Here is a 20,473-nt window from a genome sequence, read left to right on the forward strand (position 1 = left end):
AGCTGACGGCGCGGATGCCGGTTTCCACAGCGCGAGACCAGGGAGGCGAGGGGCGTCGGCCTCGCCTGTGGGCAATCGTCGGCGCCACCGGGACCGGCAAGAGCGCGCTCTCGCTCGACCTGGCCGAGGCCCTCGCGGCGCGCGGCCGCCCGGCCGAGATCGTGAACGCCGACGCCATGCAGCTGTACCGCGGCATGGACATCGGGACGGCGAAGCTCCCGGAGGCGCAGCGGCGCGGCATCCGTCATCATCTCCTCGACGTCCTGGACGTCACCGAAGAGGCCGCCGTGGCCTGGTACCAGCAGACCGCGCGCGAAACGATCACCCGGATCCACGCGCGCGGTGCCGATGCTGTGCTCGTCGGCGGATCGGGACTGTACGTCTCGAGCGTGCTGTTCGACTTCCGCTTCCCGCCACGCGACCTGGAGGTGCGCGCCCGACTCGAGTCGGAACTCGACCGCAGCGGGCCGGGGGCGCTCTTCGCGCGGCTGCGCGAGCTGGATCCGGCCACGGCCGAGCGGATCGACCCCCGCAACGGCCGCCGCCTCGTGCGCGCACTCGAGGTGCTCGAACTCGGGGAGCGCACGCACGGCGCCGCACTTCCCGAGGAGCCCACGCTGTGGCAGCCGCAGACGCGGATCGTCGGGGTGGGGGCGCCGCGGGACGAGCTGGTCAGGCGGCTGGACGAGCGCGTCCGGGCGATGTGGCGCGAGGGGCTCGTCGACGAGGTGCGGGAACTGCGCGAGTCCGGCCTCCAGCGCGGCATCACCGCGCGACGCGCCATCGGGTACGCCCAGGCGCTGGCGCAGCTGGGGGGCGAGATGACCGAAGCGGAGGCGATCGCCGAGACGCAGGCGCTCACCCGCCGGTACGCCCGTCGGCAGGTGTCGTGGTTCCGGCGCTACGAGGCCGTGCGCTGGGTCGAGCGGTCAGCGGATGCCGCGGCCCTGGCAGACTCGATGCCATGACGATCGCCATCCGCCCCTTCGACGTCGCCGACACCGAGGCCGTCGTGTCGCTCTGGCAGGCCACCGGGCTCACCCGTCCGTGGAACAACCCCTACCAGGACATCAGCCGCAAGCTCTCGGTGCAGCCCGAGCTCTTCCTCGTCGCCGTGGACGACCGGCTGGTCGTGGGCTCCGTGATGGCGGGCTACGACGGGCACCGCGGCTGGCTGTACTACCTCGCCAGCGCCCCCGACCGTCGCGGAGAGGGAATCGGCAGGCGTCTGGTCGGCGAGGCTGAGGACCGCCTCTTGGCGATGGGCTGCCCGAAGGTGCAGCTGATGGTCCGGCCCGAGAACGGGGTGGCGCGCGGATTCTACGACTCCCTCGATTACGAGCCGTTCGACATCTGGGCCACCGGCAAGCGCCTCATCGCCGACTGACGGGCGCTCCGCGCAGCGACCCTAGACTGGAACGATGCCGACGACGATCGCGTTCACCAAGGGCCACGGCACCGGCAACGACTTCGTGATCGTTCCCGACCCCGAGGGAGCGCTCGACCTCACCGACGACCAGGTCGCGGTGCTCTGCGATCGCCGGTTCGGCATCGGAGGCGACGGGATCCTCCGGGTCGTCCGCTCGAGCGCGATCTTCGAAGGCGCCGAAGCCGCCGCGTCCGGTGCCGAGTGGTTCATGGACTATCGCAACGCCGACGGCTCGAAGGCGGAGATGTGCGGCAACGGCGTGCGGGTGTTCGTGCGGTATCTCGTGGACGTCGGCTGGGCCGACCTGGACGCCGCCCCCCTGGCTGTGGGCACGCGCGCGGGCGTGAAGACGGTCACACGCAGCGACGGCGCGCCGGGGGAGCGCGGATACGAAGTCGACCTCGGGCCGTGGCGGGTCGAGGCGTCCGAGGTGCTCGTCCGCACGCGCGGCGGCGGAGCGCCGCGTCCCGGCATCGGCATCGACGTCGGAAATCCCCACGTCGTCGTCGCACTGCCGGACGAGTCGGAGCTCGAGGGCCTGGACCTGGCGGCGCAGCCGCTGCTGCAGCCCGAGCCGCCGCACGGCGCCAACGTCGAGTTCGTCGTGCCCAGCGACCCGCTCGTCCGCGAGGGCGTCGGCCTCATCCGCATGCGCGTGTTCGAGCGCGGCGTCGGTGAGACGCTCAGCTGCGGGACAGGTGTCGCGGCGGCGGCGCTGGCGGTGCGTCATTGGGCGGGTCCCGCCGCCCCGGACCGCTGGACCGTCGACGTGCCCGGGGGAACCCTCGGAGTCCGGATGCCGCAGGTCGACGGTGAGCGTCACGTGCTGCTCTCGGGCCCTGCGACCCTGGTCTACTCGGGCGAGGTCACGCTGGCCTGATCCGGCGGCATCGTCGTGATCCGCCGCCCCCGTTCCGCCGGAGGCGCGCGCGTCGCGTCAGAGCTCCGGAATCCGGATGGGCTCGCTCGGCGGCGATCCGTGGCGCCGGACCTTCAGCACGCGGAACCCGCGGGCGGTCGCGGCCCGGTGGACGCTGAAGCGCCGGTCGAGAGTGGCCGCAAGCCAGCGCTGGAGCGAATCCGAGCCGAGGTTGCGCTGCACCACGAGCCAGGCATCCGCCCGCTCGTCGAGCCGCGGGATCCACCGTTCGAGCAGTCCGTGCAGCTCGTTCTTGCCGACCCGGATCGGCGGGTTGGACCGGATCGTGCGGAACATCACGTCGTCGGGAACATCATCGGGCAGCACTGCGTTGACATTCTCGAGCCCCAGGTCGGCCGCGTTGCGGCGGACCAGGTCGAGCGCCCGCTCGTTGACGTCGACGGCCCACACCGTGGCGCGCGGCGAGTCGAGCGCAAGACTGAGCGCGATCGGACCCCATCCGCAGCCCAGATCGAGGAAGTGCCCGCCCGCCGGGGGCGGGGGCGTGTTCGACAGCAGCACCGCGGTGCCGGAGTCCACGTGATCGGGGCTGAAGACGCCGCCGGCGGTCGTGACCTCCAGGTCGCGTCCGGCGAGCCGGACGCGGACGCGGCGCAGATTCTCGGGGCTGGCGGGCGTCGCACTGAAGTAGTGGTCGCTCCCCATGGCTGACGAGCCTAGCGGAGGTGCTCGTCCGCGTGCGACGCGTCCGCGGACGCGATTCCCGGCCCGCGCGCACCCAGCAGGACTAGAATTCACGGACGTCGGGAAGCGGCCGGTGAACGCCGGAAAACGGCATCCCCTCCATAACGAAGGAACACATGACGGATACGACAACCCCTCAGAGCACCGACGAGACGCCGGTCGACCCGGTGGACCGTGTGCTGGCGCGCGCCGAGGCGCGCTCGGGGGTGCACGTCTTCGGAGCCGCGCAGGCGCTCCAGGACGAGACCACCATCGGGCTCGCCGACAGCGATGGCGAACAGTGGGACCGTGAGGAGCGTGCCGCGCTCCGGCGCGTCCCGGGCCTTTCGACCGAGCTCGAAGACGTCACCGAGGTCGAGTACCGGCAGCTGCGACTCGAGAACGTCGTGCTGGTGGGCGTCCACGCGCAGGGTGAGACCGAGGACGCCGAGAACTCGCTGCGTGAGCTGGCCGCCCTCGCCGAGACAGCCGGTGCCGTCGTCCTCGACGGCGTGCTGCAGCGCCGGCCCCACCCGGATCCCGCCACCTACGTGGGACGGGGCAAGGCCGAGGAGCTCCGCGACATCGTGGCCGCCGTCGGCGCCGACACCGTGATCGCCGACACCGAGCTCGCGCCCAGCCAGCGGCGTGCCCTCGAGGACGTCGTGAAGGTGAAGGTCATCGACCGCACCACGGTGATCCTCGACATCTTCAGCCAGCACGCCAAGAGCCGCGAGGGCAAGGCGCAGGTCGAGCTCGCCCAGCTCGAATACCTTCTGCCGCGACTGCGTGGATGGGGCGAGTCGATGAGCCGCCAGGCCGGTGGCCAGGTCGGCGCGGGCGGCGCGGGCATGGGCTCGCGCGGTCCCGGTGAGACGAAGATCGAGCTCGACCGTCGTCGCATCCGCACCCGCATGGCCCAGCTCCGCCGGCAGATCCGCGACTTCGCTCCCGCACGCGATGCCAAGCGGGCCGAGCGCAAGCGCCACACGGTGCCGTCGGTCGCGATCGCCGGCTACACCAACGCCGGCAAGTCGAGCCTGCTGAACCGGCTGACGAGCGCGGGCGTGCTCGTCGAGAACGCCCTGTTCGCCACGCTGGACGCGACCGTGCGCCGCACCGAGACCGCGGAGGGCCGGGTGTACACGCTCACCGACACCGTGGGGTTCGTGCGCAACCTGCCGCACCAGCTCGTCGAGGCGTTCCGCTCGACGCTCGAAGAGGTCGGAGAAGCAGACGTCATCCTGCACGTCGTGGACGGTTCGCACCCCGATCCGGCCGCGCAGCTCGCGACGGTGCGCGATGTGATCGGCGACGTCGGCGCCCGCGACATCCCCGAGATCGTCGTCTTCAACAAGGCCGACCTCGTCGACGCCGACACCCGCCTGGTGCTGCGCGGTCTCGAGCCCAAGGCGGTCTTCGCCTCCTCCCGCACGGGGGAGGGCGTCGAGGAGCTGCGTGCCGCGATCGAAGCGGCTCTGCCGCTCCCGGCGGTCGAGGTCCACGCCCTGGTGCCGTACGACCGTGGCGAGCTGGTCTCGGCGATCCACGAGCAGGGGATGATCCTCTCGCAGGCGCACGAAGAGGGGGGCACCGCCGTGCACGCGCGCGTCGGTGAGCACCTCGCCGCCCGCCTCGCGCCGTTCTCGGTCTGACGCACAGCCGCCGGCCCCGCACTCGTCCCGGGTGCGGGGCCGGTGCCGTCTCAGGCCAGATCGAGGGGCGGGATGCCGGGCGTGCGGAAGCCGAAGATCTGCCCGAGGAAGGCGACCTCGGCCTCGAGGGTGCGCACCAGGGTCTCGGCGCCGCGGAAGCCGTGGCCCTCGCCCTCGAAGGCGAGGTAGGCGTGGGCGGCGCCGTTCGCGGCGAGAGCGTCGCGAACCGCCTCCGTCTGCGACGGCGGCACGACGAGATCGTCCAGGCCCTGCTCGATGAGCAGGGGCGTGCGCAGCCGGTCGAGGTGCGACAGCGGCGACCGCTCGATGTACAGGTGCTCGGCCTCGGGAAGCGGCCCCACCATGCCGTCGAGGTACCGCGCCTCGAAGTCGTGGGTGTCCTCCGCGAGGCGGCGCAGGTCGGCCACGCCGTACCGGCTGATCCCCGCCCCGAAGACGTCGGAGGTCGTGAGCGCGCAGAGCACCGTCCACCCGCCGGCGGAGCCCCCGGCGACGGCCAGCCGCTTCGGATCCGCCGCGCCGGCGTCGGCGAGACCCCGGGCCGCGGCGATGACGTCGTCCACGTCGACGACGCCCCACTGACCGCGCAGGCGCTCGCGATACGCGCGGCCGTAGCCGGTGGAGCCGCCGTAGTTGACGTCCAGCACGCCGATGCCGCGGCTGGTCAGGTACGCGATCTTCCCGGATGCCGCGCCGCCGACGTGGTCCGTCGGCCCGCCGTGGACGAAGACGACGTACGGGGGGCGCTCCTTCTGCGGACCGCGCGCGTCCGGGTTGCGGGGCGGGTAGTCGAACGCGTGCACGGGGCCGTGCGGGCCGGCGAACGTGACGGCGCGGGAGCGCGGCATCCACTCGTCACCCCACACCGACTCGCCGCCGACGACCAGTCGCGACGCCTCGGGGCGGTCGACGTCGAGCTCCCACAGCCCCGGCCCGCGCGATCCCGCGCCGGAGACCAGCACGCGGCTGCCGCGGACATCCTCGATCGACACGCGCGTCACGGCGTCCACCGGAACGCCGTGCGCTCCACCCTCCGCGTCCAGCACGACGAGCTCATCCGACCCGTTCGTGCGGACGGCCACGATACGCCCGTCGTCGAGCGGCGCGAACCAGCGGGTGCCGAGCACCCACAGCGCGCCACCCGTGTCGGCGTCGGCGGGCGCGAACGGCGTGCGCCGGAGATCGGCGCTGAGATGCATCCGCCAGAGGTTCCAGCGTCCGGACGGGTCGTCGGAGAAGAGGAGGTCGCTGTCGCCGAGCCAGACCGGCTGCAGCGGAGACGAGTCGCCGCCGGCGACGGTCGTCCACTCGGCGACCGCGCCGTCCTCGAGGAGGCCGACGCGCAGCTCGGCGCGATCCCACGCCATGTGCGGGTGATCCCACGCGATCCACGCCAGGTGTCGCCCGTCGGGGGAGAGGGCGGGGTGGGCCACGAAAGCGCTGTCGGTCGCGATGGATTGCACGCGGGTGGCATCCGTCGCCGCGGAACCGTCGGCGGGGATCTCGACGATGTCGCGCAGCGGCGGGCGATCCGGACGGTGGGTCTCCCGGATCGCGAGCAGTCGCCCGCCCTGCAAACTCAGCCCGCCGTAGCGCACGTCTCCCCCCGCCGGCGTGAGCGCCTGCGGTGCGGACCCGCGCACCAGGCGCCGCACGCGCTGGTCGGCCTTCTCCACGAAGTACAGCACCCCGTCGTCGTCGGCGGTCCACCCGCCGCCGCCGTACTCGTGCACGCGTGAGCGCGCGCTCCACGGCGCGGGCAGGACGTCCTCGACGGACCCGGCCGCCGTGCGCCGTCGCACCGCGGACCGCCCGCGCTCCTCGGCCACCGACTCCCCCCACCACACCTCGTGGGCGTGGTCCGCGCCGACGAAGCGGGCGCCCTCGATGCGAGGCGAAGCGGCCGACACCGCCGCGGCGGTGATCGGGGAGGGCCAGCTGCCATAGGGGAGAGTGCGGGTGGTGGTCACGCCACCACGGTACGACGCCGGTGCGGGGATCACCCGAAACAGTAGGTCACACCCCGGACCCGCGCCGACCGCCTCCGCTACCGTGGACGCATCGTCGCCCGGTCGTCCTCGCGGACGCCCCGCCCCTCGGGGAACCGGGCAGGAGCGACAGCCGAGCCCGGCACCCGCCCGCGATGACACCTCCTTCCGCTGCGGCGGTGAGGGTGGTGCCGCGGCCGTCCGGGCCTCTCCCGTTCGGCCGAGCCCTGTCCCCGACCTGAGAAGCAGACCTATGCCGATCGATCTCAGCACCCCCGGCGTGCCGGTCTCGTTCGAGGTGTACCCGCCGCGCTCCGACGCGGGCTTCGCCGCACTGCACGAGACGATCCGCCACCTCGCCGCCGTCGACCCTCGCTTCATCTCGGTCACCTACGGCGCGGGGGGCTCCACCGGCGGCCGATCCCTCGAGCTGCTGATCCACATCCTGCGCGAGACGCACGTCCAGCCCCTCGCCCACCTGACGTGCGTGGGCAACAGCTACGCCGGTGCGACGTCGCTCATCCGCGAGTTCCTCGACGCCGGGATCACCAGCTTCCTCGCCCTCCGCGGCGATCCGCCCGCCGGATCTTCGGAGGGCGACGCGTTCCTGGGCGACCTGGAGTCGGCGGCGCAGCTCGTTCAGCTGATCGATTGCGTGCAGGCCGCGCGCGCCCCCTACACCGAGGCGCCGGTTCCGGGCGTCCCCGGGGCGGTACGCGTCGCGGAGCGGCCGCAGGTCGACATCGCAGTCGCCGCGTTCCCCAACGGCCACCCGCGCGCCCGGCATGCCGCCAGCGACATCGATGCGCTGCTGGCGAAGCAGGCGGCCGGCGCCACCCTCGCCATCACCCAGCTGTTCTTCCACGCCGCGGACTATCTCGGCTTCGTGCAGCGCGCCCGCCGGGCCGGGGTCACCATCCCGATCCTGCCGGGCATCATGCCGATCACCTCGCCCGCGCGACTGCGGCGGGTGCTCGAGCTGACGGGGGAGCAGCTGCCGGCCGAGCTCGCCGTCGCGCTCGAGGTCGAGCCGACCGCCGAGGGACAGCGCGCCGTGGGTGTCGCGCACGCGGCGCAGCTGGTGAGGGACGTCGTCGACGGTGGGGCACCGGGCGTGCACCTCTACGCGTTCAACAGCCACGACACCGTCCTCGACGTCCTGACGCGGGCCGGGCTGCTCGACCCCGTCCCGCGCATGTCCCGCCCCGTCCACTGAGACGCGCCACGCCTCCGTGGGGGAGTCCCCACGGTGCCTTCGGCGTCCCCCGGAACCGTCCACCCACCCTGAGAGAGAGATGCACATGACCGACCCCCGCCCGCCCTTCCCTCGAGGCACGATCCTCGGCTATCCGCGCATCGGGCGCCGCCGCGAGCTGAAGAGAGCCGTGGAGGCGCACTGGTCCGGCGCCAGCGACCTCGAGGCACTGGAGCGCACCGCCGCCGATCTCCGCCGCGCCACGCGGGAACGCCTCGCCGACCTCGGCCTGGGCAAAGCGGACTCCTCGATCCCGGAGTCCTTCTCGTTCTACGACCAGGTCCACGACGCCGCGGTCACCGTCGGTGCGCTGCCCGCGCGCTTCGGCGCACGCCGAGCCGACGACGGGCAGATCGGCCTCGGCGCCTACTTCGCGGCCGCCCGCGGAGCCGGTGAGGCTGCACCCCTCGAGATGACCAAGTGGTTCGACACCAACTACCACTACCTCGTCCCCGAGATCGGGCCCGAGACGGTGTTCGCCCTGTCGAGCGACCGCCTCGCGCGACAGGTCGCCGAGGCGAAGGTCGACGGCTTCACCGTCCGGCCCGTGATCGTCGGTCCCGTCACGCTCCTCGCGCTGGCGAAGGCGTCGGATGCCGCTCCCGCCGGCTTCGACCCGGTAAGCCGCCTGGACGACCTGCTGCCGGTGTACGCCGATCTGCTGGCGAGCCTCCGCGCTGCGGGGGCGGAGTGGGTGCAGCTGGAGGAGCCTGCGCTCGTGAGCGAAAGCCTGCCTGCCGACCCCGCGAGGCTGGCGGAGGCCGCCGGCCGGGCGTATCGAGCACTCGGCGCCGCCGTCGACCGGCCCGCGGTGCTCGTCGCCGCCCCCTACGCGCAGCTCTCGGTCGAGGCGTGGACGGCGCTCGCCGCAGCGCCGATCGAGGCGATCGCGATCGACCTGACTCGCGGCGGGGTCCCGGCGGCCGTCGACGGCCTCGCGGGCAAGACGGTGGTCGCCGGTGTGATCGACGGGCGCAACGTGTGGCGCGGCGACCTCGAAGCGGCATGGCGGCGCCTCGGCGAGCTCGAACGGCTCGGTGCCGGCGCGCTGGCGGCGGGGACATCGACGTCCTTGCAGCACGTGCCGCACGACGTCGCCGACGAGCCGGCGCTGTCTGCGCGTCTGGCGTCCTGGCTGGCGTTCGCCGACCAGAAGGTCGGCCAGGTGGTGACGCTGGCGACCGGTCTGGCGGGCGGCCGCGAGGCGATCGGGGACGCCCTCGACGAGGCATCCGCGGCGCTGGCCGACCGACGGTCGGCCCCGGGTGTGCGCGACGGGGCGGTGCGCGTCCGCACCGGCGCGCTCGCGGAAGAGGACTTCGATCGCGGCTCGTACACCGCACGCGTCGCCGCGCAGGACGAGAAGCTCGACTTGCCGGTGCTGCCGACGACGACCATCGGATCGTTCCCCCAGACGGACGAGATCCGCCGCGCCCGCGCGCGACACGGCCGAGGCGAGCTCGACGCGGCGGAGTACGACCGGTTCCTCCGGGACGAGATCGCCCGGGTGGTGGCTGTCCAGGAGGACCTCGGGCTCGACGTCCTCGTCCACGGCGAAGCCGAGCGCAACGACATGGTGCAGTACTTCGCCGAGCACCTCGACGGCTTCGCCGTCACGGTCAACGGCTGGGTGCAGTCCTACGGCTCGCGCGCCACGCGCCCCTCCATCCTGTGGGGCGATGTGGCGCGGCCCGCGCCGATCACCGTCCCCTGGTCGGCCTTCGCGCAGACGCTCACCCACAAGCCGATGAAGGGGATGCTGACCGGACCCGTCACGATCCTGGCGTGGTCGTTCGTCCGCGACGACCAGCCGCTCAGCGAGACGGCGAACCAGGTCGCCCTCGCGCTGCGTGACGAGATCGCCGATCTCGAGGCGGCGGGGATCCACGTCATCCAGGTGGATGAGCCGGCGCTGCGCGAGCTGCTTCCGCTGAAGAGGGCCGATCAGCGGTCGTACCTGGATTGGTCGGTGCGCTCGTTCCGGCTCGCGACCGGGGGCGCGGCCGCCGGCACGCAGGTGCACACACACCTCTGCTACTCCGAGTTCGACGCCGTGATCGACGCCATCGCGGCGCTCGATGCGGACGTCACGTCGATCGAGGCCGCTCGCAGCCGCGGCGAGGTCATCGGCGACATCGCGTCGTCGGGCTTCGCTGCCGGCATCGGCCCGGGGGTCTACGACATCCACTCGCCACGAGTGCCGTCCGTCGCCGAGATCTCGCAGCTGCTCGACCGCGCCGTCGCCGAGCTCCCGCTGCGTCGTGTCTGGGTCAATCCCGACTGCGGCCTCAAGACGCGCGGGTACGCCGAGACGGTGGCCTCGCTGCGCAACCTCGTCGAGGCGACCCGGGAGGTGCGGGCGACCGTGGGCGGTTAGCGGCCCTTCTTCGTTCCGGATGCCGCGGCCCCGTCGGTCGCGGCATCCGGCGTCTCGACCACCACGGTGTCGGCCTCCGTGTCGACCACGACGGTGTCGGCCTCCGTGTCCACGAGGGCGGCCGCACCCGTGTCGACGACCAGGGTCTCGGCGTCGGGATCGAGGACCAGCGTGTCACCACTGTCGGTCGCCCCATCGCCGCCCGCGAGCGGCGACGTGGCGGCGGCGGCCGTGGCCGCTTCGGCCTCCTCGGGCCGGCGCTGCAGCAGTTCCGCGATCCACCACACCACGAGCCAGACGATCAGCACGAGGAAGACGTCGCCGACCGACAGCGGGCGCAGAAGCATCAGCCACAGCACGGCGAGCACGCCGAGCACCGCCCGGACGAGCACGCGCTGGCCGAAGAGCCACGCGCCGACCCGTCCGGTGTCGACGCCGCGTCGGAGGGCCGCCGTGCGGATGCCCGCGTTGACCGAGGCGACGCCGTGTCGCGCCGCCCGGGCGCCGCGCCACCGTCCCGACATCCAGCCGAGGACGGCGATCACGACGCCCAGCAGCGTCAGGACGACCGCGGTGTCGCGCATCGCACCGGTGATCTGCCCGTACATCGAGGCCAGCGCACCGGCCGGCACGCCGAGGCTGGGACCACTCAGGGCGAGCACGGACCCTGCCGCGCCGAGCGCGATGGCCAGCGAAGCCGCGCCGACGGCGATGCCGACGCCCGTGCCGAGGACCGCCGTCGAGCGCCGCCGTGCGATGAGGATGCCCGCGACGAAGAGGACCAGCGCGAGCAGCGGCGTCCACCACCCGGCGGCGACCGCGAGGTTGTACACCGTGCCTACGACCGCGAGCGCGTCGCTCTGTGCCACCACGATGGTCCGGTCGATCTCGGGGATCTGCGCCGCGATCCCGATGCCGCGGTCCACGAGTCGCTGCTTCACCTCTTCGATGATCGGACCCAGCTGGATGCCGACCTCCCCCTCGCCGGTGATCACCACCGCGCCGCTCGCGGCGCCCCCGGCGGCGACGGCCTGCACAGACCGATGGCTGGCGCGCAGGGTCGCCTCCCAGACGTCGGCGAACGCCTCGGACTGCACCAGGCGCGTGACGGTCGTGTCGACGAGGTTCTGCACGCCTTGGGCGGCGGGTGAACGGAGCAGGTCCAGCGCCGCAAGCGCGCGTGGTGGGAGGTCCAGCTGCTGGATGCCGTCGAAGAGATCGTTCACGACCGTGTCGAGGTCGAGCGACTCCTCGATCGCGGTCGTCACCTCCTGCGCCACCAGGGCCTGCACCTGCGGGTCGTCGGCGAGCGGAGCGAAGGTCTGTACGAAGCGCGTCTCGTCGACGAGTTCGACGCGCGCCCACGCGGCGACGATCGACACCGGCACCAGGATGGTCGCCAGCACGATGCACAGGGCCGAGAAGAAGGCCCGCCAGCGGCTCCCGGGAGGCGCGTCCGATGCCTTCGAGCCGCCCCCTGGTTCGCCGCGCAATCGGGCATTCTCCGCCTCGAGCGCCTCGAGGCGCGCGCGGAGATCGGCGTCGGCGGCGCTGGTGGTATCGGTCATCCCCCCCTTATAGCGCTCAGGCTCGGTGTGCCACCAGGACCTTCGTCACGCGTTTCAGACGAAAGCGCCATCAGACGGCACGCAGCACCGCGACGACCTTGCCGAGAACGGTCGCCTCATCACCGAGGATCGGCTCGAAGGCGGAGTTGCGCGGCAGCAGCCACGTGTGGCCGTCGCGCTGCCGCAGGGTCTTGACCGTGGCCTCGCCGTCGAGCATCGCCGCCACGATGTCGCCGTTGTCGGCCGTCGCCTGGGCACGGACGACCACCCAGTCCCCGTCGCAGATCGCGGCGTCGATCATCGACTCGCCGGACACCTTGAGCATGAACAGGTCGCCCTTGCCGACGAGCTGGCGCGGCAGCGGGAAGATCTCCTCCACCTGCTGCTCCGCGGTGATGGGCACGCCCGCGGCGATCCGGCCGACGAGCGGCACCAGCGCGGCGTCGCCCAGCGAGGGGGTGGTGTCGGCGGGGCTCTCGGTGGCCATGCCTGGCAGGTCGATGAGCACCTCCATCGCCCGGGTCTTGCCGGCGTCCCGTCGCAGGTAGCCGCTGAGCTCCAGCTGGTTCAGCTGGTGGGTGACGCTCGACAGCGACTTCAGCCCCACGGCGTCGCCGATCTCCCGCATGCTCGGCGGATAGCCGTGCCGGGCGATCGAGCGCTGGATCACTTCGAGGATCGCGAGCTGCTTGTCGCTGAGGCTCTTGCGCCGACGAGTCTGGGGCTTGTCGCGCCCGGCTGCGTCGCTCATCTTCCGGCTCCCGTCCTGCGCCCCCGCGAGCGCTGTTTCTTCGAATGTCGGAGGCCCGTGGTGGGGTTCTCGTATCGAAACCGTATCCGTCTTCCGGCGGAGCCGGGAGGAACCGGTCCGCGTGTCGCGTTCGAAGATGCGGGCCTGGTATCGACAGTTGACAAGCTAGAAGATCGAAGATAAATTCGGAAGAGAGATTCGCATTCCCCACCCCCGGCCGGGCGGGGAGTGCGAATCTCTTCCCCCATCGCGAGGAGACATCATGACTGCGATCGCCTACACGACGTCCGCTCCCTCGTCGCCGCGCCCGACCCGTCTGCGACTGACGGCTCGCGGCCGCCGCGTCATCGCGGCAGCGGCCGCGATGCCTGCCGCGATCGCCCTGGCCGCCGCCGTGATCGGCGGGGGCGCGGCTCTGGCCTCGCGCGACGCCGGCGCGCCGACGGGGTCGTTCGAGACGATCACTGTCGCGCACGGCGACTCCCTCTGGACGATCGCCGAAGAGCTGGCACCCGAGCATGATCCGCGCGACGTGGTCGACGCCATCGCCCGCCTGAACGCGCTCGACAGCGTGACCGTCCAACCCGGTCAGAGCTTGGCCATCCCCACGGAGTACGACCCGTCGAGGTGACGTCGCCGACGTCCGAGGCGCCGGCGTCATGCGAGGCTGCTCCGACTCGTGCGGCTCTACGATGGGACGGGTGAGTGCACGTCTCGAAGACCTCCCTCTCCGCGCCGATCTCCGCGGGCAGAAGCCCTACGGCGCACCGCAGGCGCCTTTGCCGGTCGCGCTCAACGTCAACGAGAACACGCACCCGGTGCCGCAGGATGTCGCCGACGACATCCTGGACGCCGTGGCGCTCGCACTGCGGGATGTGAACCGGTATCCCGACCGGGAGTTCACGGCGCTGCGCGAGGGGTTCGCCGACTACCTCGGCCACGGCCTCACGCGTGAACAGGTCTGGGCTGCCAACGGCTCGAACGAGGTGCTGCAGCACCTGCTCCAGGCTTTCGCGGGACCGGGTCGCAGGGCGTTCGGCTTCGGCCCCACGTACTCGATGTATCCCCTGCTCACGCGGGGAACGGGCGCCGAGTGGGTCGCCGGCACGCGATCGACCGACTACACCGTCGAGCCGGCCGACGCCGCCGCGCAGGTGGCCGATGCGGCCCCGGCCGTCGTGTTCCTCTGCTCGCCGAACAACCCGACAGGCACGCCCCTGGGCCTGGACGTCGTCGAGGCGGTCTACGAGGCGACCGACGGCATCGTGATCGTGGATGAGGCGTACTTCGAGTTCGCCCCGCACGATGAGCGCTCGGCGCTGACCCTGCTCCCCGGCCGCGAGCGGCTCGTGGTCTCGCGCACGATGAGCAAGGCCTTCGCGTTCGCCGGCGCCCGCGTCGGCTACCTCGCCGCCGACCCCGCGCTGATCGACGCCCTCCGGCTCGTGCGCCTGCCCTACCACCTCAGCGCCCTCACGCAGGCCGCCGCGACCGCCGCGCTGCGCCACGCCCCCACCATGCTGGGGATGGTCGACGAGATCGTCGGTCAGCGCGAGCGGATCTCGGCCACGGTCGAGGCGCTCGGCTACACGCCGCACGACTCGTGGACGAACTTCGTGCTGTTCGGTGGAGTGGCCGATCCCGCGGCGACGTGGCAGGCGCTCTACGACCAGGGCGTGCTCATCCGCGACGTGGGAATCGCGAATCACCTCAGGGTCACCGCGGGCACCGAGGAGGAGACCACCGCGTTCCTGGACGCACTGGCCTCGGTAGGATCGAGCGCATGAGCGCCGCAACCCGCACCGCCTCGCTGCGACGGGCGACGAGCGAATCCACGGTCGAGCTCGAGCTGGACCTCGACGGCACCGGGCGCAGCCGCATCGACACCACGGTGCCCTTCTTCGACCACATGCTGACCGCGTTCGCCAAGCACTCGCTCACCGATCTCACCGTCCGCGCCTCTGGTGACACCGACATCGATGCGCACCACACCGTCGAAGACATCTCCATCGTCCTGGGTCAGGCCATCCGAGAAGCCCTCGGCGACAAGGCCGGCATCTCGCGCTACGGCGACGCACTGGTGCCTCTCGACGAAGCGCTCGCGCAGGCCGTCGTCGACATCAGCGGCCGCCCCTACCTCATGCACACCGGCGAGCCGGCCGGGTTCGAGCACCACCTCATCGGCGGCCACTTCACCGGGTCGCTGGTGCGTCACAGCTTCGAGGCCGTCTCGTACAACGCGGCCCTGACCGTCCACGTGCGCGTCCTCGCGGGCCGCGATCCGCATCACATCGCCGAGGCGGAGTACAAGGCCTTCGCCCGGGCCTTCCGGCAGGCCAAGGCGCTCGACCCGCTCGTCGACGGCATCCCGAGCACGAAAGGCGCCCTATGAGCGCTGGCGCGTCCTCCGACCGCGAGAGGCCGCTCGTCGCCGTCCTGGACTACGGGTCGGGCAACGTGCACTCCGCCGTCAAGGCGCTGGTCGCGGCCGGAGCCGACGCCCGGCTGACGTCCGACCGCGGTCTCGTGATGGAGGCGGACGGCCTGTTCGTCCCCGGCGTGGGTGCGTTCCGCGCCGTCGCCGAAGCGCTGCGCGCCAGCCGCGGCGACGAGCTCATCGAGCGCCGGCTCGCCGGCGGGCGACCGGTGATCGGCGTCTGCGTCGGGATGCAGATCTTCTTCGAACGCGGCGTGGAGCGCGGCGTCGACACCGAGGGCATGGGGGAGTGGCCCGGAGTGGTGACCGAACTGGATGCCCCGGTCCTGCCGCACATGGGGTGGAACACCGTGCAGCCCGGCGAGGGCTCGCGCCTGTTCCGCGGCATCGAGGACGAACGGTTCTACTTCGTCCACTCGTTCGGCGCCCAGAAGTGGCTTCTCGACGTGCAGCCGCCGTTCCCCGAGCCGGTTCTGACGTGGTGCGAGTACGGCACGCCCTTCCTCGCCGCGGTCGAGAACGGACCGCTGTCGGCCACCCAGTTCCATCCCGAGAAGTCGGGGGAGGCCGGCATCCGGCTGCTCTCGAATTGGATCGAGGGGCTCGGCGGGGATAACCTCTGAGACCGTGCCAACTCCGGGAGCGTGCGCTTCCGCGATCTTCCCGCACGAGGAGCCATGAACGATTTCGCGTCCACCCCCGAGCTCGTCCTTCTGCCCGCCGTCGACGTCGCCGACGGCAAGGCCGTGCGTCTGACCCAGGGTGAGGCGGGCACCGAGACGAACTACGGCGATCCTGTCGACGCCGCCCTCGACTTCGCGCGGCAGGGCGCCCGGTGGATCCACCTGGTCGACCTCGACGCCGCGTTCGGCCGCGGGAGCAACGCCGGCGTGCTGCGCAAGGTGATCAAGCAGGTGCGCGGCGTGCAGGTGGAGCTGTCGGGCGGCATCCGCGATGACCGCACCCTCGAGGCTGCCCTCGAGAGTGGCGCCGCGCGCATCAACCTCGGCACCGCGGCGCTCGAGAATCCCGAGTGGGCCGCCGATGTGATCGGCCGCTACGGCGACGTGATCGCTGTCGGCCTCGACGTGCGCGGCACGACGCTGGCCGCCAGGGGGTGGACGCGGGACGGCGGCGACCTGTGGACCGTGCTCGACCGCCTCGAGGCGGCCGGCTGCAGCCGGTACGTGGTCACCGACGTCACCAAGGACGGCACCCTCAAGGGACCGAACCTGGAGCTCCTGCGCGAGCTCGCCTCGCGCACGCCCAAGCCGATCGTCGCGTCCGGCGGCGTGTCGAGCCTCGACGACATCGCAGCCCTGCGCGAGCTCGTGCCGCTCGGTGTCGAGGGTGCCATCGTGGGCAAGGCGCTGTACGCCGGCGCGTTCACGCTCGCCGAGGCACTGGATGTCGCCGGACACTGATCGGCCGTCCGACGGTCCGGGCCACCCGCACGGAGACCGCGCCGCCGACTCGGCCGGGGTGCCGTGGGAGGGGAGGGGCTTCCACTCCAACCCGCACGCGTCTGACGACGGCTCGGCCGATCCGGCCTTGCTCGCCGCGCTGACGGCGTTCCGCGCCGGCTCGGGCTCAGAGCGCGAGGTCGTCGACGCGTACCGCAGCGCGCGACTGCTCATCCCGCTCATGGCCGACAAGGGCGATCACGGGGTGGGCGCACACGGAATCGAGGTCGACAAGACGCAGGAGCTGTCGATCGTGACCGTCGCCGCACCCGACGGGCGCCGGGTGCTCCCGGTGTTCACCTCGGTCGACAGCATGAAGAAGTGGGATGCCGCAGCCCGGCCTGTCCCGGTGGAGGGCGTCCGCACGGCTCTGGCCGCCGCGGCGGACGACACCGACCTCATCGTCATCGACCCGGGCTCCGAGACCGAGTTCGTCATCCGGCGCCCCGCCGTGTGGGCGATCGGCCAGTCGCAGCCGTGGGAACCGAGCTACTTGTCGGCCGAAGTCGTCGCGGGGCTCCGCGAGAGCATCGGGGGCGAGCTCTCGGTGATCGACCTCGTCGTCGACGCCGGCGACCCCGAGGCGCGTCTGCGCGGTCCCGAGCTCATCGTGAAGCTCCAGCTGATGAACGGCCTCGAGAAGGCCGAGCTGGACGCCGTGCTCGCTCGCCTCGCCAAGCGCTGGGCGGCCGACGACCGGATCGCAGTGCTCGTCGACTCGCTGACGGTCAAGCTCGTCCGCTCCTGACAGCGCCGTCCCTTGCCCTTCGCCCGCCGACGGCGGATGATCGGCGCGGAGGGCAGTCATGCACGACGGCATCGCACGCGGGGACGCACAGAGCACCGAGCACAGGGGCCGTGCCGGTGCTGTCGAGGACGGTCCGACGGCCGACGGCTACCGGCGGGCGTTGGACGCGGCGCATCGCCACTCCTCGGCGTGGCTCGAATCCGTGGGCCAGCGGCCGATCCGCCCCGACGCCGACGCCGACGCCGTGCTCGCCCGGCTGCGGCGCGACCTGCCCGATCGTGGCCAGGATGCCGAGGCGGTCGTCGAAGAGCTGGTGGAGGCATCCGCTCCCGGGCTCATGGCGATGGGCTCGCCGCGGTTCTACGGGTTCGTCATCGGGGGGACCTACCCCGCCGCGCTCGCGGCCGACTGGCTGGTGTCTGCGTGGGATCAGAACACCGGGTCGCGGCAGCCGACGCCCGCCACCGCCGCCGTCGAAGAGGTCGCCGCGGCGTGGCTGCTCGAGCTGCTGGGACTCCCCGCCGGCAGCGGCGTCGGCTTCGCCACCGGTGCGACCAGCGCCAACCTCTCGTGCCTCGTCACCGCGCGCGACGCGGTGCTGCGCGCGCACGGTGCCGACCCTCTGGAGGGCCTGCAGGCCGGACCGCGCGTGCGGTTCCTCGCGGGCGATGCCGTGCACACCTCCGTCGTGCTCGGCGGCCGCATCGCCGGACTCGGCGCGCCCGCGACGGTGGGTGCCGACGATGAGGGGCGCATCGACGTCGACGGGCTCTCGCGGGCGCTCGAGGCCGGGGAGGGACCCACGGTGGTCGCCCTGCAGGCCGGCGATGTGCACTCCGGCGCGTTCGACGACTTCGCCGCGGCCGTCGAGGTGGCGCACCGCGCGGGGGCATGGGTGCATGTGGACGGCGCCTTCGGGCTGTGGGCGGCGGCGAGCCCGCGGCTGCAGCACCTCGTGCGCGGCATGGCCGACGCCGACTCGTGGGCCACCGACGCCCACAAGACGCTCAACGTCCCGTACGACTGCGGTGTGGCGATCGTCCGCGATGAGGCGGCGATGGCGTCTTCCCTCGGCGCCCACGCGGCCTACCTGCCGGCGGTGGCCGGAGTCACCGATCCGTACGATCGCGTGCCCGAGCTGTCGCGACGTGCTCGGGGCGTGACGGTGTGGGCGGCGCTGCGGTCCCTCGGCCGCAGCGGCGTGATCGGGCTCGTGGACGGACTTGCCGATGCCGCGACCGCGCTGGCCGACGGCTTCCGTCGCATCGCGGGCCTCGAGGTGCTCAACGACGTGGTGTTCACGCAGGTGTGCCTCGCCGCCCGGGACGGCGACGCCGCGACGGCGGCGCTGGGGGAGTGGCTCCGCGCAGAGGGGACGGTGTGGGCCTCGTCGTCGACCTGGCGCGGCCGCACGGTCGTCCGGTTCGCGGTGAGCAACCACGGCACCGACGCGGAGGCGGTGCGGCGGACGGTCGACGTCGTCGCCCGCGGCGCGGCGGCGCTCGGCATCGGAGGGTGACGCTTCCGGGGCATTCGGCCCCGCCCGCTCTCACCCCCGTCGGATCAGGTGACCGGGCCCGTCCACTTCTCGCCCGGGCCCTTGCCGATCGGGTCGGGGATGACGGATGCCTCGCGGAAAGCCAGCTGCACCGAGCGCAGCCCGTCGCGCAGCGACCGGGCGTGCATGTCGCTGATCTCGGGGGCGCCCGCGGTGATCAGTCCCGCGAGGGCGTTGATGAGCTTGCGGGCCTCGTCGAGGTCGGTCTGGGTGGCGGGGTCGTCGGCGAGCCCGACTTTGACGGCAGCCGCGCTCATCAGGTGCACGGCGGCGGTGGTGATCACCTCGACGGCCGGGACGTCGGCGATGTCGCGGGTCGCTGCGGACGCCGCACGCTCCTGCTCCTCCCACCGCGCCTGGCGCTCGGCGTCGACCGCCGCCGCGTTCGCCGAGGGGTCGTCCTGGTCTCGAATCGTGTCCACGCCGTACTCTCTGATAGACTTCTGCGGTCTCCGGTGCGTTCTGCATCGGATCGGAAAGAGGATCACATCCCACCCGCGCTTGCCGCTCCAGGCTACCGGGTCACGCACTCCGCCCCGACCGTCCGCGGCCGGGGTAGCTGCGGCGAGAACGTCGCGGAAGGCTCCCTCACCGGGGCAGGGTGCAGAAGTCGGCGCTGAAGCGTCCTGACGGGTGGAGTGGATCTTCCTCCGCTCGCGGCACAACCGTGTGCCGCGGGGGCCAAACCCACTTACCCAAGGAGTTCCGCATCAGCGATCCCCGCACCAACGACCGCATCCGTGTGCCCGAGGTCCGCCTCGTCGGCCCGAACGGAGAGCAGGTCGGCGTCGTCCGCATCGAGGTGGCGCTGCGCCTGGCTCAGGAGGCCGACCTCGATCTCGTCGAGGTGGCCCCCAACTCGAAGCCGCCCGTGGTCAAGATCATGGACTACGGCAAGTTCAAGTACGAGGCCGCGCAGAAGGCCAAGGAAGCGCGTCGCAATCAGGCGAACACCGTCCTCAAAGAGGTGCGGTTCCGCCTCAAGATCGAGGCTCACGACTACATCACCAAGCTCAAGCGCGCCGAGGGCTTCCTGCAGTCCGGCGACAAGGTCAAGGCGATGATCCTGTTCCGCGGTCGCGAGCAGTCGCGTCCGGAGCAGGGCGTCCGCCTGCTCCGCAAGTTCGCCGAGGACGTCGCGGAGTTCGGCACGGTGGAGTCCAACCCCACCATCGACGGCCGCAACATGGTGATGGTCATCGCCCCGCACAAGAACAAGTCCGAGGTGAAGACGGAGCAGAACGCCCAGCGTGCTGCCAACAAAGAGGCCGCCCGGTCCGCCCGCAACGGCGGCGCACCGGCCTCCGACGCCGAGGCCCCCGAGGCCGAGGCGACCACGGCCGAGTAGGCCCCACGAACTCCCGCGCTGCGGGATACCGACTCCCGCCCGAGCGGGACGTGAAACGAAGGAAGAAGAGATGCCGAAGCAGAAGACCCACTCGGGCGCCAAGAAGCGCTTCAAGGTCACCGGCAGCGGGAAGCTCATGAAGCAGCAGGCGAACCTGCGCCACAACTTCGAGGGCAAGCCCAGCCGCCGTACCCGCCGCCTGTCGCAGGAGCAGGTGCTCGCCCCGGGCGACGCCAAGGTCGCGAAGAAGCTCCTCGGCCGCTGACGCGCGT

Annotated in this window: 20 protein-coding genes; 15 read left to right on the forward strand and 5 right to left on the reverse strand. The window is 72.3% G+C overall.

Going from position 1 to position 20,473, the window contains the following annotated elements:
- Window positions 1-14: 14 nt before the first annotated feature.
- Genes miaA through dapF form a run of 3 tightly spaced genes read left to right on the forward strand, consistent with a single transcriptional unit; the run spans window position 15 to window position 2,309 of the window.
- Entirely contained in the window at window positions 15-968 is a 954-nt protein-coding gene (miaA, locus tag IR212_RS05690) for a tRNA (adenosine(37)-N6)-dimethylallyltransferase MiaA (protein WP_194397988.1), read from the forward strand.
- Window positions 965-1,387 carry a GNAT family acetyltransferase gene (locus IR212_RS05695; RefSeq protein WP_194397989.1) on the forward strand — a complete coding sequence of 141 codons (423 nt, stop codon included), beginning with the start codon at window positions 965-967 and terminating at the stop codon, window positions 1,385-1,387. The genes miaA and IR212_RS05695 overlap by 4 nt, the downstream gene beginning before the upstream one ends.
- Before the next feature lie 34 nt (window positions 1,388-1,421).
- Entirely contained in the window at window positions 1,422-2,309 is an 888-nt protein-coding gene (gene dapF / locus IR212_RS05700; protein WP_194397990.1) for a diaminopimelate epimerase, read from the forward strand.
- Window positions 2,310-2,366: 57 nt separating this feature from the next.
- Here the strand turns inward: dapF and IR212_RS05705 are convergent, their stop codons facing one another.
- A complete protein-coding gene (locus IR212_RS05705) occupies window positions 2,367-3,014 on the reverse strand; it encodes a class I SAM-dependent methyltransferase (RefSeq protein ID WP_194397991.1) in 648 nt (215 codons plus the stop codon).
- A gap of 155 nt (window positions 3,015-3,169) precedes the next feature.
- Between IR212_RS05705 and hflX the strand changes: the two genes are divergently transcribed.
- Window positions 3,170-4,687 (forward strand): GTPase HflX, encoded by a 1,518-nt coding sequence (gene hflX / locus IR212_RS05710; protein WP_194397992.1) that lies wholly within the window; start codon window positions 3,170-3,172, stop codon window positions 4,685-4,687.
- A gap of 50 nt (window positions 4,688-4,737) precedes the next feature.
- Here hflX and IR212_RS05715 read toward each other — a convergent pair whose 3' ends face one another.
- Window positions 4,738-6,678, reverse strand: a complete 1,941-nt coding sequence (locus IR212_RS05715) for a S9 family peptidase (RefSeq protein ID WP_194397993.1) — start codon at window positions 6,676-6,678, stop codon at window positions 4,738-4,740.
- Window positions 6,679-6,949: 271 nt separating this feature from the next.
- Between IR212_RS05715 and IR212_RS05720 the strand changes: the two genes are divergently transcribed.
- Together IR212_RS05720 and metE are read left to right on the forward strand one after the other, a co-directional pair.
- Window positions 6,950-7,912, forward strand: a complete 963-nt coding sequence (locus IR212_RS05720) for a methylenetetrahydrofolate reductase (protein WP_194397994.1) — start codon at window positions 6,950-6,952, stop codon at window positions 7,910-7,912.
- Window positions 7,913-7,997: 85 nt separating this feature from the next.
- Window positions 7,998-10,328, forward strand: a complete 2,331-nt coding sequence (gene metE / locus IR212_RS05725) for a 5-methyltetrahydropteroyltriglutamate--homocysteine S-methyltransferase (protein ID WP_194397995.1) — start codon at window positions 7,998-8,000, stop codon at window positions 10,326-10,328.
- Here the strand turns inward: metE and IR212_RS05730 are convergent.
- Complete coding sequence (locus tag IR212_RS05730) at window positions 10,325-11,896, reverse strand: hypothetical protein (protein WP_194397996.1); 1,572 nt, start codon at window positions 11,894-11,896, stop codon at window positions 10,325-10,327. The two genes, metE and IR212_RS05730, sit on opposite strands and share 4 nt — an antisense overlap.
- A 70-nt stretch (window positions 11,897-11,966) precedes the next feature.
- Window positions 11,967-12,647: a transcriptional repressor LexA gene (lexA, locus tag IR212_RS05735; RefSeq protein WP_194397997.1), complete on the reverse strand. Its 681-nt coding sequence runs from the start codon at window positions 12,645-12,647 to the stop codon at window positions 11,967-11,969.
- Between the two features lie 262 nt (window positions 12,648-12,909).
- Here lexA and IR212_RS05740 point away from each other — a divergent pair, with 262 nt between their 5' ends.
- From IR212_RS05740 to IR212_RS05770, 7 genes are all read left to right on the forward strand, one after another.
- A complete protein-coding gene (locus IR212_RS05740) occupies window positions 12,910-13,278 on the forward strand; it encodes a LysM peptidoglycan-binding domain-containing protein (protein WP_194397998.1) in 369 nt (122 codons plus the stop codon).
- A gap of 61 nt (window positions 13,279-13,339) precedes the next feature.
- The gene (locus IR212_RS05745; protein WP_194397999.1) at window positions 13,340-14,434 is read left to right on the forward strand and encodes a histidinol-phosphate transaminase; all 1,095 of its coding nucleotides are present in this window, start codon (window positions 13,340-13,342) and stop codon (window positions 14,432-14,434) included.
- The gene (gene hisB, locus IR212_RS05750; protein WP_194398000.1) at window positions 14,431-15,039 is read left to right on the forward strand and encodes an imidazoleglycerol-phosphate dehydratase HisB; all 609 of its coding nucleotides are present in this window, start codon (window positions 14,431-14,433) and stop codon (window positions 15,037-15,039) included. The genes IR212_RS05745 and hisB overlap by 4 nt, the downstream gene beginning before the upstream one ends.
- Entirely contained in the window at window positions 15,036-15,707 is a 672-nt protein-coding gene (gene hisH, locus IR212_RS05755) for an imidazole glycerol phosphate synthase subunit HisH (RefSeq protein WP_194398001.1), read from the forward strand. Before hisB ends, hisH begins: the two co-directional genes overlap by 4 nt.
- Before the next feature lie 54 nt (window positions 15,708-15,761).
- The gene (gene priA, locus IR212_RS05760; protein WP_194398002.1) at window positions 15,762-16,508 is read left to right on the forward strand and encodes a bifunctional 1-(5-phosphoribosyl)-5-((5-phosphoribosylamino)methylideneamino)imidazole-4-carboxamide isomerase/phosphoribosylanthranilate isomerase PriA; all 747 of its coding nucleotides are present in this window, start codon (window positions 15,762-15,764) and stop codon (window positions 16,506-16,508) included.
- Window positions 16,492-17,295, forward strand: coding sequence for an SseB family protein (locus IR212_RS05765; RefSeq protein WP_194398003.1), 804 nt, complete (start codon window positions 16,492-16,494; stop codon window positions 17,293-17,295). Before priA ends, IR212_RS05765 begins: the two co-directional genes overlap by 17 nt.
- Before the next feature lie 58 nt (window positions 17,296-17,353).
- Entirely contained in the window at window positions 17,354-18,814 is a 1,461-nt protein-coding gene (locus IR212_RS05770; protein ID WP_194398004.1) for a pyridoxal phosphate-dependent decarboxylase family protein, read from the forward strand.
- Between the two features lie 44 nt (window positions 18,815-18,858).
- Here the strand turns inward: IR212_RS05770 and IR212_RS05775 are convergent, their stop codons facing one another.
- A complete protein-coding gene (locus IR212_RS05775) occupies window positions 18,859-19,275 on the reverse strand; it encodes a DUF1844 domain-containing protein (RefSeq protein ID WP_194398005.1) in 417 nt (138 codons plus the stop codon).
- 320 nt (window positions 19,276-19,595) lie between these two features.
- Here IR212_RS05775 and infC point away from each other — a divergent pair, with 320 nt between their 5' ends.
- Together infC and rpmI are read left to right on the forward strand one after the other, a co-directional pair.
- Complete coding sequence (infC, locus tag IR212_RS05780; RefSeq protein WP_237684558.1) at window positions 19,596-20,201, forward strand: translation initiation factor IF-3; 606 nt, start codon at window positions 19,596-19,598, stop codon at window positions 20,199-20,201.
- Between the two features lie 70 nt (window positions 20,202-20,271).
- Window positions 20,272-20,466 (forward strand): 50S ribosomal protein L35, encoded by a 195-nt coding sequence (gene rpmI / locus IR212_RS05785; protein ID WP_045297246.1) that lies wholly within the window; start codon window positions 20,272-20,274, stop codon window positions 20,464-20,466.
- The last annotated feature ends 7 nt before the right edge of the window (window positions 20,467-20,473 follow it).

Source organism: Microbacterium atlanticum (assembly GCF_015277815.1).
GTDB lineage: Bacteria > Actinomycetota > Actinomycetes > Actinomycetales > Microbacteriaceae > Microbacterium > Microbacterium atlanticum.